The 15,738-nt window shown below is 74.6% G+C and carries 11 protein-coding genes and 1 riboswitch; of the genes, 8 read left to right on the plus strand and 3 right to left on the minus strand.

All coding sequences use genetic code 11. The features are described from left to right. Positions 1–80: 80 nt before the first annotated feature. Positions 81–143: riboswitch (guanidine-III (ykkC-III) riboswitch) on the plus strand. A gap of 80 nt (positions 144–223) precedes the next feature. Continuing rightward, positions 224–670 carry an Ohr family peroxiredoxin gene (locus ACZ49B_RS20335; protein WP_468307688.1) on the plus strand — a complete coding sequence of 149 codons (447 nt, stop codon included), beginning with the start codon at positions 224–226 and terminating at the stop codon, positions 668–670. A gap of 109 nt (positions 671–779) precedes the next feature. Next, positions 780–1,115 (plus strand): hypothetical protein, encoded by a 336-nt coding sequence (locus tag ACZ49B_RS20340; RefSeq protein WP_468307691.1) that lies wholly within the window; start codon positions 780–782, stop codon positions 1,113–1,115. A 740-nt stretch (positions 1,116–1,855) separates the two neighbouring features. Here the strand turns inward: ACZ49B_RS20340 and ACZ49B_RS20345 are convergent. Both ACZ49B_RS20345 and ACZ49B_RS20350 read right to left on the minus strand, forming a co-directional pair. Next, complete coding sequence (locus ACZ49B_RS20345) at positions 1,856–2,683, minus strand: MIP/aquaporin family protein (protein WP_468307694.1); 828 nt, start codon at positions 2,681–2,683, stop codon at positions 1,856–1,858. 169 nt (positions 2,684–2,852) lie between these two features. After that, a complete protein-coding gene (locus ACZ49B_RS20350; protein WP_468307772.1) occupies positions 2,853–3,800 on the minus strand; it encodes an ion transporter in 948 nt (315 codons plus the stop codon). Between the two features lie 584 nt (positions 3,801–4,384). Here ACZ49B_RS20350 and ACZ49B_RS20355 point away from each other — a divergent pair. From ACZ49B_RS20355 to ACZ49B_RS20380, 6 genes are all read left to right on the plus strand, one after another. After that, complete coding sequence (locus ACZ49B_RS20355) at positions 4,385–4,576, plus strand: thiazolylpeptide-type bacteriocin (RefSeq protein WP_468307696.1); 192 nt, start codon at positions 4,385–4,387, stop codon at positions 4,574–4,576. 157 nt (positions 4,577–4,733) lie between these two features. Then, on the plus strand, positions 4,734–7,427 hold the full coding sequence (locus tag ACZ49B_RS20360) for a lantibiotic dehydratase (protein WP_468307698.1): 2,694 nt from the start codon (positions 4,734–4,736) through the stop codon (positions 7,425–7,427). Positions 7,428–7,538: 111 nt separating this feature from the next. Further along, positions 7,539–8,714 carry a lantibiotic dehydratase C-terminal domain-containing protein gene (locus ACZ49B_RS20365; RefSeq protein WP_468307700.1) on the plus strand — a complete coding sequence of 392 codons (1,176 nt, stop codon included), beginning with the start codon at positions 7,539–7,541 and terminating at the stop codon, positions 8,712–8,714. Further along, entirely contained in the window at positions 8,711–10,546 is a 1,836-nt protein-coding gene (locus ACZ49B_RS20370; RefSeq protein WP_468307703.1) for a hypothetical protein, read from the plus strand. The genes ACZ49B_RS20365 and ACZ49B_RS20370 overlap by 4 nt, the downstream gene beginning before the upstream one ends. Beyond that, positions 10,543–12,504 (plus strand): TOMM precursor leader peptide-binding protein, encoded by a 1,962-nt coding sequence (locus ACZ49B_RS20375; RefSeq protein ID WP_468307705.1) that lies wholly within the window; start codon positions 10,543–10,545, stop codon positions 12,502–12,504. The genes ACZ49B_RS20370 and ACZ49B_RS20375 overlap by 4 nt, the downstream gene beginning before the upstream one ends. 10 nt (positions 12,505–12,514) lie before the next feature. After that, positions 12,515–14,332, plus strand: a complete 1,818-nt coding sequence (locus ACZ49B_RS20380; protein WP_468307708.1) for a thiopeptide-type bacteriocin biosynthesis protein — start codon at positions 12,515–12,517, stop codon at positions 14,330–14,332. On the opposite strand, the gene ACZ49B_RS20385 is transcribed toward ACZ49B_RS20380, so the two are convergent. After that, complete coding sequence (locus ACZ49B_RS20385; protein WP_468307711.1) at positions 14,327–15,610, minus strand: NAD(P)/FAD-dependent oxidoreductase; 1,284 nt, start codon at positions 15,608–15,610, stop codon at positions 14,327–14,329. The genes ACZ49B_RS20380 and ACZ49B_RS20385 overlap by 6 nt on opposite strands. Positions 15,611–15,738 lie beyond the last annotated feature (128 nt).

A 15,738-nucleotide genomic window follows, 5' to 3' on the forward strand; every position in this document is an offset into this window, starting at 1 on the left:
GGACGGTCGTGGTGGGGACGGTGAGGAGGGTCACCACAGGTGACGGTCCCGGCGGGCCCGATCCCGTTGCTAGATTGTCCGGCGGCCCGGTCCCGAGGCCCCGGACGAGATGCGCCGTACCCGGTTATGCACGACGACGCGCCAGGCGCCGTCCCACCGGCAGGCGCCGAAGCGCTGTCCGGCCCCGGGCGGCGTTCCCTCGTCGCACAGATGGGCTGACCACATGACCGTGCCACTGACCCGCACTCTCTACCGGACGACCGCGCACGCCAGCGGCGGGCGTACCGGATCGGTCGTCACCGACGACGGGCGCCTCGACGTCCGCCTGGCCCCGCCGCGCAAGAAGGTGCCCGGTACCACCAACCCCGAGCAGTTGTTCGCGGCCGGGTTCGCCGCGTGTTTCACGTCTGCGCTGGCCGAGGTGGCAGCCGAGTTCGGCGCGGACGCCTCGGCCGCGCGCGTCGCGTGCGAGGTCCGGCTCGGTACCACGGACACGCCCGCGGGCTACGGTCTCGCGGTCGGCCTCACGGTCTCCCTGCCGGGGTGGAAGGCGGCTGACCTGCTGCCCCTGCTCCACCGGGCGGACGCGGTCTGCCCCTACTCGCAGGCGGTCCGCGGGAACATCGAGGTCTCGCTGCTGGCCGTGGACGACTCCGCCGTCGATGCCTGAGCCGGAAGGCGCCCTCGGACCCCTTCCGGCGGGGGGCGGGCCGGGCATCCCCGTGCCCGAGAGGGGTGCGTGGTTGCGGCGCGGCATCAGCCGGAACGGCGGGCCCCTGGTGGAAGACCGCGAGGTGGTGTGGCTGCAGGCCGGCCCCTACTTCGCCGACAGCCGGGGCTTCGCCGGCGTCACGTCCTTCGACGGTTCCCGCGTGCACTTCCACCACCTGCAGGGCGAGCCCGGGGATGACACGGGCACCTTCCGGCGGGAGGGTGCGAACCTCATCGAGTGGGGCACCAACACGGACGGCAGTACCTTCCTGGAGATCTGGACCCCACTGCCCGCCGACGACGGCGACACCGGCTCCTGGGCCGGCACCGGTTACCACGTGGTGCGCGTCGGCCGGCACCTCGTACACGTTGATTCCCGTGCGGGTACGTACTGGCGGACGTGACCGGTCCACCGCCGGCTTCCCCCGGTGGACGAACGTGCCGGAAAGCGTCCTTGAACGCTTTCCAGCACGTTGTCACGGCGCGGGGTGCGTCAGCGCGGCGACGTCACTTGCCGTAGGTTCTTCCCGGCCGCCGAACCCTGCACGGTCACCGGGCCCTGGACCGACTTGCCCGCCGGGGCGCGCGAGGCGAGGTCGACGGGGGCCGCGAAGCGGACCGTGGACGCCGGCGGCGCCGTCGTGGCCGCAACCTGCTCACTGTTCTCGCCGACCTTGACGCCGTGCGGTACAGGGCCGACTTGGCGGAGGTGTACGTCGAGAATCCGGCGTGCCCCGTGCCGTCGGCGAAGAGCGGCAGGGCGCCGACGATGCACTGATCGCCGGTGGCCGGGTCGGGTGCGGTGCGGAACACGCCCGTCTTCTCGCCCAGGAGCGGGCCGATGACGCCGGTGTTGAAGGTCTCCTAGTCTCCCCCAGGAGCTTGGGATGAGGTCGATCGGTCATTCCAGCCAGGGGCGCGACGGCGCCCGATGGGCCGGTCAGGGCCGTATGACGGCCGAGCGATGCTTGTGCGACACCGGCGCGCAGAAGGTCCTCCGGATCGCGGAGCAGGGCAGGCCCCGCGCGCTTTTCGAGGACCGGTGCCCCCGCGGTCGGTGTGTGCCCCTCCAACTGTCCGTATCTGTACCGCTCGTGGAACCCGTCCGCGTCAGGGCCGACGCGGACGGTGCGCCGGTCCCGGCTCAGGTCGCGTGCGGGGCGGTGGGGTTGCGACGGGGGCGGCGGGTGGAGCCCCGCGTGAACAGGTGGTGGGCGGCAGCGCCCAGGACGGCGCCGAGGGCGGGTGCCACGACGTAGATCCACAGGGCGGCAGTGGCTCCGGACATCAGCGCGGGTCCGAACTGGCGGGCGGGGTTGGCGGCGCCGCCGCTGAGGGGGCCCAGAACGGCCACGATCGCGCAGATGAGGACCGCCAGGACCCGGGGGAACCATCGTGCGTGGGCCGGGTGCGCGAGGAAGAAGCCGATCATCAGGGTGACCACGACCAGGCAGCCGCCCTCGGCCGCGAAGACGGCCCAGCCGTTCCACGACGGCGCCGCGGCCGCCGCGCCGTAACCGACCCGCGCAACGGCCGGCCCCCAGGCCAGGCGGGCCAGAGCCGTCCCGGCGACCGAACCGCCCAGCTGCGCGACGACGTACACCGCCACATCCCGGCCGGGAAAGGCCCGTAGCAGCCACAGCGCGAGCGTGATCGCGGGATTCATGTGCGCACCCGAACGCCGCCCCCACGGGGAGCGGATCAGTCCGAAGACGAGCGCTCCGGCCAGTGCGCCCACCACGAGGAGGGCCAGGTGGATGTTCGCGAGGGCGAGTGGGGAGGCCGGATCGAGTACCCAGCGGATGACCGTGACCACGGTGAACATCAGCACCGCGGTCAGGGCGAACTCGTACAGGGGGTGACCGCGGCGTTCAGGGTCGGGGTCGGTTCGCACGGGCACCGGGCCGAGACCCGTGTTCGTACCGGGTGAAGCGCCCGGGGAACCGGAACTGGACATCTCGCCTCCGCTCATGGGTTCTCCCCTCGGTCGGGCGCCTCGGCGCTCGGGGTGCGCGTACGTGAGCGCGGGAGCACGTCCAGGAAGCGTGCGGCACTCCTGGCCTGCAAGGTGCGCGTACACGCCGACGGGCGGGGCCGGGAGGCCGACGAATCCGGCGGATGGCCCGCCTTCCGGCGCTCCCCTACCGCGCGCCGACCGATGCCCGGGCGGGGGAGGAGGGCGCGGTCATGACGGGCGCCGTCCCGCTCGAGGGGTCGAGCTGGGCCTCCATGTCGTCGAGGGCGCTGCGGACCGCCGCGATCCGCAGGCGGAGTTCGTCGGCGCCCTCCGGGACCGCCCGCCCCGCGTGCCCGGTGGACTGCCAGGCGGTGACCTGCTCGTTCCGGTTCGCCGCCTCTTCCATCTCGCGCGCCTCTTCCAGGGCGTTGAGGACGACCCCGATCAGCACGTTGACCAGGACGAAGGAGGCAAGGAGCACGTACGAGGCGTAGTAGAGGATGCTGAACGGGGAGACCGCCAGTCCGGCATGAACGGCATCGCCCAGGCCCTCCAGCGTCATCAGCAGGAACAGTGTCAGCCCGGCCCGGCCGAGGGAACCGTAGTGCTCCGGGTCGTGCCCGGCGAAGCAGATCCAGCCGATCATCGCGTAGACGTAGAGGATCAGGGCGCCCACGAACAGGAAGCTGACCGTACCCGGCAGGCTGCGGCCGACGGCGACGAGCAGGACCCGCAGCTGCGGCATGAACTGCGCGGTACGCAGGACGCGCGCCAGCCGCAAGAGGCGCAGCAGGGTGGTGTTTTCCCGCAGGAAGGGAACGAAGGCGGAAGACACCACCAGCAGGTCGAACACGTTCCACGGGTCACGGAAGAAAGCTTTCGGCCGGTCGATGTACGCGCCCAGGCGGATCAGGATCTCGAGGCTGAACGCGGCGACGCAGAAGCGTTCGGCCGAATGGAGAACGGCGCCGTACTGCACTGACAATCCGCTGTACGTCTCGACGCCCAGCAGTACGGCGTTCAACAGGATCACCGAGATGACGCCGAGCGAGAACGCGGGCTTGTCGCACACGTGACGGCAGCGCGCGGCAAGCCTTCGGCGGCCGCTGAACGTCTCGATGAGGTCTGGCATCATGCTCCCTTGCCGGCCACCGGCGCCCCGGCCGCACGTCGTAGCGCGCCCCGGCGGACGCCGAGACTTTGATCAAGCTCCGCGTCGTGTAACGCCGTACGGCCGAATTCGAGACGCCCCGACCCGACACATCCCCCGATCGGGGAGCCCGCAGGTGGGCCGACGGGGCCGGACCCGTCCCGTGCGGAGGGCGCTGCACTGCCATGTCCGTCGACGCGAAGGACACCTTGCGGGCGGGCGAGGCGACGGCGCACCACGCCGTTGACGTCGGCACGGGCTCCGGAGGGGACCAGGCGCGCGGCCGGCGCGGACTTGCCACCACGCCCGGCCACCGGCAGGCGGCCTGTGGCCTGTGGCCTGCCGTGAGGTGACTTACCAGGACGGGACAACAGGCCGACATGACACGTGCAGTTGCCGTCGGTCCGTGACGGCGCAGACACTCGTGCTGCACCACGACGCTCCTTCGGATGCCCCGACCACGAACCGTCTGTTCCCCGGGTGCACTCCGTCGTCGGCCGCGGGCGCCGGCCAGCCGACGCCGTCTTCGCGGTTCCGCAACCCCTCAGAAACGAGAGGAAATCCGCATGTCCGAAACCTCTGCCACCACCGGGCACAACCACCTCGACCTGGACCTCGACCTCGATCTCAGCGAGCTGACCGTCACCGCGCTGAGCGACACCGCCGCACTGCCCGAGAACGGCGCCTCATGGGGCTCCTGCTCCTGCCAGGGCTCGTCCTCCTGCGCCCAGCCGCAGGTGGAGACGCCCGTCGTCTGACGGCTGTGACACGGCCGCTCCCGTGCGTCCGGCCCCTCCGGGCCGGACGCACGGGCTGCGGGCCGAGCCGGAGGACAGCTCACAGGCCCAGACCGCACCACGGGAGCCCGCCTTGCCGTACCCCGCCCAGCCAGCAGCACCGCAACACGTCGCACCCGTGTCGGGGACCGCTCGCCCGCCGGCGGGGCCGGCCGCCGGGACCGCCCCGTACGCGCTGGTCCGCACCACGGTGACGGCGCACCCGGCACAGCCGGAGAAGGCCGCGCGGGTACGGAGCCTGCTCGACCGGCTCACCGCGCTCGCGGTACGGGAGGACGAACTGCGTCCGGTCCTGTGCGACGACCTCTTCGCCTCCCGTCCAGGGCACGACGAGGAGTTCCACCGCCACGTGGTCCTCCCGCTGCGTCGGGCGCTGCACAACGGCCGCATCCCCCGCCCCGCCCTGCTGGCCCGTCTCGACGGCCTGCCCGCACGGGTGCCCCGGCTCGGCACCTGGCTGAGCCTGCGCGAGCTCCGCGCCGCCCTCCTCGCAGATCTGGCCGCGGCCGTCCCCGACGCCCTGACCGCCGAGCGATCCGCCCTCGCGGAACTGTGCCGCTCCCCCGGCTTCACCCGGGCCGTCGCGCTCACCAGTGGCGACCTGCTGCGCGCGGTGTCCCGTGCCGCCCGGGACGAAGGCGGCCGCCGGGCCCGCAAGGAGGAGCCCTCGGTACTGCGGCACGCCCTGCGTGCCAGTACGAAGACCAGTCCGCTGTCGTGGTTCACCGCCGTGGGGTGGTCGGGCGGTCCGGGCCCGTCGGCTGAGCCGGTACGGACGCTGCCGCCGCTGCGGTCCGTGGTGCGGGAGCACCGGACACTCGTCGAGGCGCTCGTCGCCGCGCTGCTGGACCAACCGCGCCGCCGGCGCGCGCTCGCCCATCGTATGACCAGCAGTGCGCGGCACACCGCCCAAGGGCGGGCCCTGTACATGCGGGACCGTACGGTCTTCGCGGGCGGCCGGTACCTCGTCACCCACGAGGAGACGATCGAGCTCGCCGCCCGGCCCGCCCTGACCGCGCTCGACGCACTCGCGGCCGCGCCCGCGACCCTCGACGAGCTGGCGGCCCGACTCGGTGCGGCCCTCGGCCGCCCCCTCACGGACCCCGCCGTCGGCCGTTTTGTCGGTCAACTCACCGACGGTGGCCTGCTGGTGCCCGTGGCGCCCGTCGACCCTCAACACCCGCACCCGTTGCGCGCGTTGGCCGACTGGTTGCGCCGGTGGCCCGAGGACGCGGCCCTGAGCGACCGGATCGACCGGATCGCTGCCGACACCGCCGGGTTCGCGAACGCCCCGGCCGAGGAGCGGCCCGCCCTGCTCGCCGACCTGGCGGACCGCTGGCGCCGCCTTCTGGCCGACGCCGGTCGGCCCGTGCCGGCCGATGCCGCCCCCCTGAACGTGCTCTCCGAGGACGTGCTCGCCTCCGGGTACCCGACCACCGCCACCGTGCGGAGCGGCCGGCCGGTCCCTGCCGGTCGGCTGACCGGTGCGGACCGGGCCGTGCTCGGTGAACTCACCGCCCTGGCCGAGCTGTTCGACCTCGGGCACCTGATGCGCAGGGCAGCGCTGGAGCGCTTCGTCTCCCGTCACGGGCGCGGGGGAACCTGCCCGGCCCCCTGGGAGTTCGGCGCCGACACCGCCGCCGCGTGGGAGGAGGCCGCGCGCCTCGCCGTCCGGCCGTCCGGCGACCCCGGGCTCTCCCCCGAGCTGGCCGAACTGGCCGGGCTGCGGGAGGAGTTCGTCCAGCTCGTACGGTCCGCCGCCGAGGCCGCACCCGGCGGCTGGGCCGAGGAGGTCGTCCTGCCCGCCGAGGAGGTCCGCGGGCTCGCCGCCCGGCTGCCCGGCTGGACCGCCGCCCGCCCGCTCAGCTACGCGTGGTTCGTCCAGAGCGCTGCCCCGGCCGTAGGCGGCCCCGAGGGCACCGTCCCCGGCGGTCTGCTCTGCGTCAACCACGTCTACGGCGGCTGGGGCCGCTTCACCAGCCGCTTCCTGGACGACCTGCCCCACTCCGCCGCCGCGGAGGTGGCCCGCGAGATCCGCCGCGGTCTCGGTGACGGCGCCCGGGCCGCCCAGATCCGGCCGGTGGGCGGATTCAACGCCAATCTCCATCCACTGCTGGTCGGCGAGGAGATCGGCCCCGACCGGTACCGGAGCGCGCTCACCGAGGCCGATGTGGAGTTGGTCCACGACCCGGCCTCCGACCAGCTCCGGCTGCGGCTCCAGGCCACCGGCGAACCCCTCGACGTCCTCTACCTCGGCTTCCTCGCCCCGGTCATGCTGCCGCAGCGCCTGGCGCCGTTCCTCTGCGACCACCCGGCCGGCGTCGTGGACTTCCGGCGGCTCCTGCCCCGCCGCACCCTGGCCGTCCCCGGCGGCGAAGTGCAGCGAACCCCCCGGCTGCGCCACGCCCATGCGGTGCTCGCCCGGCGGCGCTGGCACCTGCCCGAAGGGGTACTGGCCGCGCTCCGCGCCGACCTCGCGGCCGACCCCGGCGTGATCCCGGCCGCCACGGCGGCCCGTTGGCGGGCCCTGCTGGGGCTGCCCGAGCAGTTGTTCCTGCACCCGGTACCGGAGCCCCCTGCCGGGCGGCCCGCCGAGGACTTCGTACGGAGTCTGCGCGCGCCGAAGCCACAGGCCCTCGACCTGGGCAGCGCCCTGCACCTGCGCTGCCTCGCCGGCTGGCTGGCCCGCCATCCGCGCGGCGTGGTGCTGGAGGAGGCGCTGCCCGTCTTCGGCGGCCGGAGCCGCCCCGCGCATGCCGTGGAGCTCATCGCCGAGACCTACCGGCCCGCCCGCACCGCCCCGCCGGGCTGAGCCCCCGTACCACCCGAACCACCCGAACCACCCGTACCACCCGCGCCGTTCCGGCCGCCTGTTCCGGCGGGACCCGCCGCAACCCGCCCGTCATCCGCCGAGGAGGCACCCATGAACGCCCCGGCCACCGGCCCGGACACCGCACGGCCCGCCTCGAGTGCTGCCACGGCCCTCGACGTGGTCGCCTACCACTACGAGCCGGTCAAGGCGCCTCTCCTGCGCGAAGCCGTTCTGCCCCTCGCCCGACGGGCCGCCGCGGACGGGCTGACCGCCCACGTGGAACGCCACTGGCTGCACGGCCCGCACCTGCGGCTGCGACTGCGCGGCCTCCCCGGGGCGGTCGCCGCCACGGCCGAGCGCGCCGCCGCCGAGCTGCGCGCCCGCGCGGCCGCGCATCCGTCGCGGGCCCCCGTCGACGGGCAGCACCTGCTGGCGCAGGCCGCGGCGGCAGGGCGGGCGGAGCTGATCCCGCCCCCGTACGGACCGCTCGTACTAGACAACACCGTGCGGGTGGAGCCGGTGGACCGGTCCTCCCTGACCGCGCTGATCGGCCCGGACGGGGTGCGGCTCCGCGAGGACCTGCTGGCCCTGGGCCTGCCCGCCCTCGAGGCGGGCACCGCGTTCCTCGGCGAGCGCGCGGACACCTCCGCCGCCCGGGTCGAACTCGTGGTGACGGCCCTTGCGGCCCATGCGGCCGCGCACCCCGAAGGCCTGGTGGGCGGCCACTACTCGTACGTCTCCCACCTGGAGGACTTCCTGGTCCAGGAGGACCGCGACGGGCGGCTGCGGGCGGCCTTCGACCGCCGCTGGGAGGCCGCGGGCGGGCGGATCTCCGCGCTGGTGGACCGGATTGCGGGCGGCGGTGCGGTCGGCTGGGAGCGGGCCTGGGCCGACTGGTCCGCCCGGGCCTGGCGGATCGCGGAGGAACGGTTCAGGGCCGGCGCGGACTTCACCGGGGTGCATGCGGAGTACCTGGACCGGGCCGCGGCGCTGGGCGACCGGGCCACCGTCGAGCGCTGGGACCCGGAGGTACGCACCCGGTACAGCGACTTCCACCGGCAGCTGCACCGCTCGGACCCGCAGGGCACGATGTGGAGCCGCCCCGACTACCTCGTCTACCGGGCCTGTACGAACGGGCTCTACCGGCTGCTCACCGTCTGCGACGTCCGGCCCGTGGAGCGGTACCTCGCCGCCCACCTCGTGGTACGCAGCGTGCCGGAACTCACCGGGCACCGGTGGCAGGCGCGCGTCGACGAGGTCATCGCCGCCGTGGAGGGGACGCCGTGACCGCCGCCGAGCCGCCGCGCCTGCGGTTGCGGCCCGGGGTGGCGGTCACTCCGCTGCGGGAGGGTCTGCACCTGCGCGGCCGGGACGGGAGCGTGACGCTCGAAGGGAGCAGGGCCCTGCCCGCCCTGTGGGAGCTGCTGTTCGAGCGGCTCGGGCCCCGGTCCGGGGATGTGGATGTCCTGGGCGAGGAGGGGTACGGCCTCGATCCGGGGATCGGCCGGCCCCGCCTCGATCCGGCCGATCCCCGGGTCGAGGCCGCGCTGGCCGCGCTGACCACGCAGCTGCAGGCGCACGATCTGCTCGCCGAGCATCCGGCAGGGGCGGCCGAACCGGCCGCCTGGCTGGGGGCCTCCGCGCACCGCCCCGCCATCGCGGCCGCGTCCCTGACCGCCGCACGGCCCGTGGTCGCCGCAGCCGATCCCGACGGGCCGCTCACCAGGGCGCTGATCGGCGCCCTCGAACGCGCGGGGACCCCGCCGGAGGTGTTCCGCGACACGGGCCTGCCGGCCGACCGGGTGGTGGCGGTCGCGGGCACTCCGCCGGTGGCCGTGGCCGTGGCCCGTACCGCCGACGGCGGCTTCGTCACGGCCCCTGTCGAGCCCGAACGGGCGCGTACGGACGCCGAGTCGATCGCCCTGCGCCTGCACCCCGATCCCGGCTCTGCGGACGCCGGCTTCGCGGACGCCGGCTCCGCGCCCGCCGGGGCGACAGCCGGGACACCGGCGGCGCTGGCGGCCCTGCTCGCGGGCGCGGCAGCGCAGCGGCTGCTGTGTGCCGCGGCCGGTCTGCCCGATCCGGCCGGGCGGGAGGAGGATCCGCAGCTGCTGCCGGGCCGTCCTGCCGTACTGGTCGCCGTGGCCAGGCCGCCGCACGCGTCCTACCGGCCCTGGGTCACCGGGCCGGCCGACGCCGCGTCCCTCTCCCCCGCCCCGGCCGGCAACCTCGCCGAGGCACTGCGACGTATCGGGGCACTGGGCGACCCGTACCTGGGAGTGCTCGACGCACCGCTGCCCGGCGATCTCCCCCAGTTGCCCGCCGCACTCGCGGCCTGCAGTTCGGTGGCCGGGCCTCTGGTGGCGGGGGCTCCCCGTACGGACCTGGCCCGGCTCTCCGCAGCGTGCCGTGCGGCAGAACTGCACCTGGGCGAAGGGGTGCCGGGGCCGGTGACGGTCGGCGCCGGACCCGGGCACGCCCTGGGACGGGCCCTGCGCCGGGCCGCCCTCGCCTCCGCGGGTTGCGCCCGCCCCGGCAGCGCCTTGGGCGAGGAGGAATGGCGCGAACATCCGCAGGCCCGCCACTGGTGGACCGTGCTGACCCGGCATCTGGGGCTTCCGATGGAGATGACGGTTCACCGGTTCCCCGCGGAGCGGGCCTACCTGGCCGTGGTACGGGACCCCGCCGGCCGGACCGGTACCGCAGGAGTGGCCGCTCGTGCGGTGGAGGCGACACCGGCCGACGCCGCGGCCCTGGCCGCGCTCGGGGCGGTGACCCGGACCATGGCCGCCGAGCACGGTCCGGCCGGGGCCGTGCACACCGCGTTCAGCGGGGCCGAGGCGCCGCTCGCCGTTGCGGAAGCAGAGCCGGCGGCCTGGACGGACGAGGGGTGGACCGACCGCTGGCTGGCCAGGATCGCAGGGCGGGAGCCGGAGCTGTGCACTGCGCTGGCCCGGCTGACCGGACAGCGCCCCGAGCCCTGGCAGCCGGGTGGGGCGGGACTCGCGGACCTCGCGGACCTCTCCGGCAGCGGAGCGGCCGGATCCGCCGGGCCGGTCCTGGCTGCCCTGCACGCATGCGGATTCACGGTTCTGGCCGGATGGGGAGGAGCGCGATGAGCGGGGCCACGATGCAAGGGACGGCTGCGGAGGCCACGTCTGCCGACGCGACGCTGGTGGCCACCGTCGCCGGCCCCGTGCCCGTACTGGATCCGGCTGCGGCCCTGAAGACCACGGGCGGCGCCGCGATCGTCCACCTCACCTCCTGGACGCTGGAGCTGGCTGAGCAGCTCAGCCGCCACGCGATGGGCCACCCCGTGCGCCTGGTGCCGGTGCGCGAGGACGGTGCGCTGACGGTGATCGGCCCCGTGCTGGAGCCCGCGGCGCGGGCGTGCTTGACCTGCACCGAGTACCAGCGACTGGCCACGGTGGGCGGCAGGGTGCCCTGGCAGAGCCCGCGGCTGGTGCTCGGCGGCACCGGCACCCCGGCCATGGCGGAGGGGGCCCTGCTGCTCGCGGCCGCCCTTCTGGAGCCCGGGCCCGACCCCGAGGCGGGGGCGGAGGCGGGGCCGCCGCCCACCGTCCACATCGTCCAGGGGCACCGGGCGACCTGGTCCACCCATCACGTCCGCCCGGTCGGCGGCTGCCCGGTGTGCCGCCCGCTGCCGGCCGACTCCCCCACCACGGCCCAATTTCCGGACACACCGCAGCCGCTGCCCGACCCCGCGGTGCTGCGCGGCCCCAACGACCGCACGGGAGCGGACCGGTTGCGGGCCGAGCTGCACGACGAGCGGTTCGGCCCGGTGCGCCGCCTGTTCCGCACCGAGGACTCGGCGTTCGCCCTCACCACCGCCTGGGTGACGGACGGCCGTCTCCTCGACGACGGCGGCTACGGGCGCTCCGCCGATTTCCGCTCCAGCGAGCGGGTGGCGCTGTTCGAGGGCGTGGAGCGGCTGGCCGGGATGCGCCCGCTGGGCCGCCGTACGGTCATGCGTGCGTCCTTCGCCGAACTGGGCCCGGAGGCTGCCGTGGACCCCGTCCGGCTCGGTCTGCCCGATCCGGCCCACCGGGGGCACCCGGCCGCCCGGACCGTCCCGTACCACGCCGACTTGGAGCTGGACTGGGTGTACGGCTGGTCGCTCACCGAGGGCCGGGCCCGGGCGGTGCCCGAGCACGTGGCGTACTGGGACCCCGCGCAGGGCCCCGGACGGGCACGGGTGGTCTACGAGTCCTCGAACGGCTGCGGGCTCGGGAACAGTCCCCAGGAGGCTGCTCTCTACGGGCTGTTCGAGGTGGCGGAACGGGACGCCTTCCTGATGGCGTGGTACGCGCGCACACCGCTGCCCGGCATTGCACTGCCCGCCGACGACCCGCTGGTGACCGCGCTGGCCTCACGCGCAGCACTGCTGGGTTACCGGTTGCGTCTGCTGGACGCCACCAACGACCTCGGCATCCCGGCGGTGGTCGCGCTCTGCCGCTACGAGGGGAGCCACACCGACGCTCCCCGGACCTTCCTGGCCGCCGGAGCCCACCACGATCCGCGCGCCGCGATCCGTTCGGCGGTGGCGGAGGTCGTCACCAACGTCCAGGACGCCGTACACCGGCCGACGGGCCCGGGCGGGCCGCGTGACCCGGAGCGGCTTCGCCCCATGCTCCGGCGGCCCGAGCTGGTGGTCGACCTCGACGACCACGTGGGCCTGAACACCCTGCCGGAGGCGCAGCCCCGGCTGGAGTTCCTGTTCGCCGGCATCCGGGAGGTTCCCTGGCAGGAACGGTGGCCGGGCATTCCCACGCCCGTGGCCGACCTCACCCGGCTGCTGACGGAGACGGTCGCGCGACTGGCCGCCGAGGGGCTGGAGGTGGTCGTCGTGACGCAGGACGAACCCGGGATCCGGGACCGGCTGGGGCTGCACTGCGCCAAGGTGATCGTGCCCGGCACCCTCCCGATGACGTTCGGCCATGTCAACCGCCGCACGCTCGGGCTGCCCCGGCTGCTCGAGGTGCCACACCGGCTGGGGCGCACCGCCCGTCCGCTGCGCCATGACGAACTCCCCCTGTACCCGCACCCGTTCCCGTGAGGACGATCCGATGACCGAAGACCCGTACGCGCCCCCGTCCCCCGTGGGGGCGGGAGCGCCCGCCGCTGCGACGGCAGCCCTCGCACCGGCTCCGGCGGGAGGCTGGCAGAGCCTGCACCTGACCCTGCACACCGACGGCGCGGACACCGACGCGTTCGTCTCCGGGGCGCTCGCCCCGCTGATGGACGGCCGGTACGGGCCGAACGGCGGCGCCTGGTTCTTCATCCGCTACCACGAGGGCGGACCTCACCTGCGGATCAGGTTCCGCAGCGCTTCATCCCCCGAGGACGCGACTGAGGACGCAGCCGAGGAAGCGGCCGAGGACGCAGCCGAACTCGCCACGGAACTGGCCCTGTTGGCTGCCGCGACCACCCCCGTGGCCGGCCCCTGGCCCGGCCGGCACGGGGAGGTCCGCGCGGTGCCGTACGAGCCGGAGACCGGGCGCTACGGCGGGCCGGCCGCGCTCCCGGTGGCCGAGGACGTGTTCGTACACGCGACGCGCGCGGCCGTCGCCGCCCTGCGTGCCGTGCCGGGGCGGGCCGACCGGCTGCGGCTCGCCCTGGACCTCGCCCACGCCACGGCGTACGCCCTGGGCCTGGACGAACTGGCCTCGGCGGGCTGGCTGCGCCGGCACGCCGCCTCCTGGCGCTGGGCCGCCGAGGTGCGGCCGCTGCCCGGAGCCGCCGTCCACACCCGGGTCAACACGGTGTTCGCGGCCCAACGTACGCACCTGGGGCGGCGTGCTCGGGCCGTCCGTGCCGGGCTGGACGACGGCTCCGCCCCGCCCTGGCTCGCGGAGTGGGCCCGGCACGTACGAGCGGCTGACGCCCGGTTGCGTACCGCCGGACTCCCCGCGGACCGGCCGGACGCACCGGTGCGGACGCAGCGCCGGCTGTGGGTGTGGGCCTCACAGCTCCACATGCTGTTCAACCGGTTGGGGGTCGCCCCCGACGAGGAACGGGCCGTGTGCCGGCTCGCGGGGCGAGCCCTGCTGGAGACGGGGGACGAGGACGGCTTCTTCGGTTCCGGCCCGCGCGCGGCCGACTACCGGTACCTGGAACAGAGCAAGTTCCAGATCGGTCGTGCACAGGACACCGCCGTACGGAGCATCACACGGCCCGGCATCCCGTCCGAGTACCGGCCCGAGGCCGAACACGCGCTCCCCGCCGCCTCGTTGCCGGAACTGTCCCTCGCCGAGGCGCTGCGCCGCCGCAGTTCGGCGCGCGGGGCGCTGCGGGGGCCGCTCACTGCCGAGGAGCTGGGCGGGGTGCTGTGGCACGCCCACGCACCGAGCCACGTGTCCAGGCAGCCGCTGGCCGACGGCACGGAGCGCACCGTGCACCACCGCCCGTACCCGAGCGCAGGCGCCCTCTACAGCGTGCGGGTACGGCTCCTGGCGCTCGCCGTGGCGGGACTGGCCCCCGGCACCTACCACTGCATGCCGGAGCGGCGGTCGCTGGTCGCCCTCGGACCCGCCCCGGACCTCGACGGGCTCAAGGCGTTGTCCTCGTACCTCTCGCGCCCGGCGGACGACCCGGATTCCGTCGGGATCGACGAGGCACCGGCCGTGCTGGCGGTCCACCTGGACCTCGGGCTGCTCCGCCGCCGCTACGGGCTGCGGGCGCTGCGGCTGGGCCTGCTGGAGGCCGGGCACCTGGCCCAGACCCTCCAGCTCACGGCCGGCGCGTTCGGGCTGGCCACCATTCCGCTCGGTGGCCTGCACGACGACCTGGCGCACGAGCTGCTGGGCCTGGACGATCTCGACGAGCCGGTCCAGTACCTCCTGCCGCTCGGACGCCCGGACAGGGGGAGGGGTACCGGTTCATGACCCCGTGCGTGACAGGTGCGCGGGTGGCACGGTCGTCCCGCGATGCTTGAGGTTGACGGCCGAAGCCTTGGCCAGGGCCACGGGGTTCAGGAAGCGCAGCGGACCGATCAGGCGGGATGCGAACAGGTGCATGTGCCGCGCCAGCGATTCGTCACGCGCTGCCGCCGAGAACATCAGCCGCTCCACGGGATTGAACGGGCGGGCCTTGGCGAAGTCGGCGGCCAGGTACTGGTGACCGCGCAGCCGGCGCCGGTGCCTGCGTGCGTACGCCACGAGCGAGGTGTCGAGGTCGCCCCGGCCCGTTGCGGCCGAGGCGACCGCCTCTGCCAGCCACCTCGCCGACTGCAGGGCCCATCCGCATCCCACTCCCCACAGGGGATCGCCGGTCAGGGCGGCGTCGCCGACGAGCGCGAGGCCCGGTGCGGTCGGCTTGCGGCTGTGGAGCGGGTAGTCGACCGTTCCGATGATCTTCGTGATGCGCTCGGCGGAGTCGACGGGCGGTGCCTCGGGCAGGCCGCGGACGAACTCGAAGAAGCTGCCTTCCAGGTCTTCCCGGAAGGCCGGCAGCCGCTTCTTGTCCGGGAGCACGGCGAGGACCGTCACCCCGTCGTCGTTCGGAAACGCGTACGCCATGTCGGGCTCGAGGAACCAGGCTTGACCGACCCCGCCGTGCAGGGGGAGGTTGCGGAAGTGCGCGAGATAGCCGAACCGCGTGTTCTCGTACTGCCGGGCAGGCACGCCGGCGAACTTCGCCACGGCCGAGTCCTTGCCGTCTGCGCCGACCACCAGGCGGGCCCGGATCTCGCGCTCGCCCTGCGGTGCCGACGCGCGCACTCCCACGGTTCGCCCGGCTTCCCGGACCAGCCCGGTCACCTGGTGGCCGAGGAGCAGATCGACGCCAGGGGTCTGTGCCGCTCGGGACCGGATCAACGGGTCGAGCGTGCTGCGCCGGACGTTGTACGCGTACGGCAGCTCGGGGCCTGTCGGCGCGGCCCTCGGCTCGATCCATCCCCAGCGGGTGTACCAGCGGGCCTCGTTGCGGACGGCTCCCGCCTTCTCCAGAGCGGGGATGAGGCCGAGTTCGTCCAGCACCGGGTAGGCGTTGGCCGTGATGGAGTGGGTGCACAGCACCTTGTACGCATCGGGATCCGAGCGGCGTTCCAGCAGTGCGACGCGGGCACCGCGTCGAGCCAGCAAGATCGCCGCGGCGCTGCCGGCGAGGCTGGCTCCGCTGATGACGACGTCGTAGTCGTACCCCGCGCTCTCAGGCTTGGTCATGCGCTGATCGCCCCCCTTCGGGGTGTGATTGCCGTTCGTGGCAATGGTGCTGTGCCACTGCAGTCGGGGGCATGACCGGTTGTCAAGAGGTCCTGGAGCGAGGCACGTTGTGAACCTGGGAAACCGAT

It is taken from the genome of Streptomyces sp. NPDC031132, assembly GCF_055570595.1.

What these genes read in the sequence shown, in the direction of transcription:
- ACZ49B_RS20365 (WP_468307700.1), top strand. Translation starts at nt 7,539, where the DNA reads ATGAACGCCCCGGCCACCGGCCCGGACACCGCACGGCCCGCCTCGAGT.
- ACZ49B_RS20335 (WP_468307688.1), top strand. Translation starts at nt 224, where the DNA reads ATGACCGTGCCACTGACCCGCACTCTCTACCGGACGACCGCGCACGCC.
- ACZ49B_RS20350 (WP_468307772.1), bottom strand. Translation starts at nt 3,800, where the DNA reads ATGCCAGACCTCATCGAGACGTTCAGCGGCCGCCGAAGGCTTGCCGCG.
- ACZ49B_RS20355 (WP_468307696.1), top strand. Translation starts at nt 4,385, where the DNA reads ATGTCCGAAACCTCTGCCACCACCGGGCACAACCACCTCGACCTGGAC.
- ACZ49B_RS20385 (WP_468307711.1), bottom strand. Translation starts at nt 15,610, where the DNA reads ATGACCAAGCCTGAGAGCGCGGGGTACGACTACGACGTCGTCATCAGC.
- ACZ49B_RS20345 (WP_468307694.1), bottom strand. Translation starts at nt 2,683, where the DNA reads ATGAGCGGAGGCGAGATGTCCAGTTCCGGTTCCCCGGGCGCTTCACCC.
- ACZ49B_RS20375 (WP_468307705.1), top strand. Translation starts at nt 10,543, where the DNA reads ATGAGCGGGGCCACGATGCAAGGGACGGCTGCGGAGGCCACGTCTGCC.
- ACZ49B_RS20380 (WP_468307708.1), top strand. Translation starts at nt 12,515, where the DNA reads ATGACCGAAGACCCGTACGCGCCCCCGTCCCCCGTGGGGGCGGGAGCG.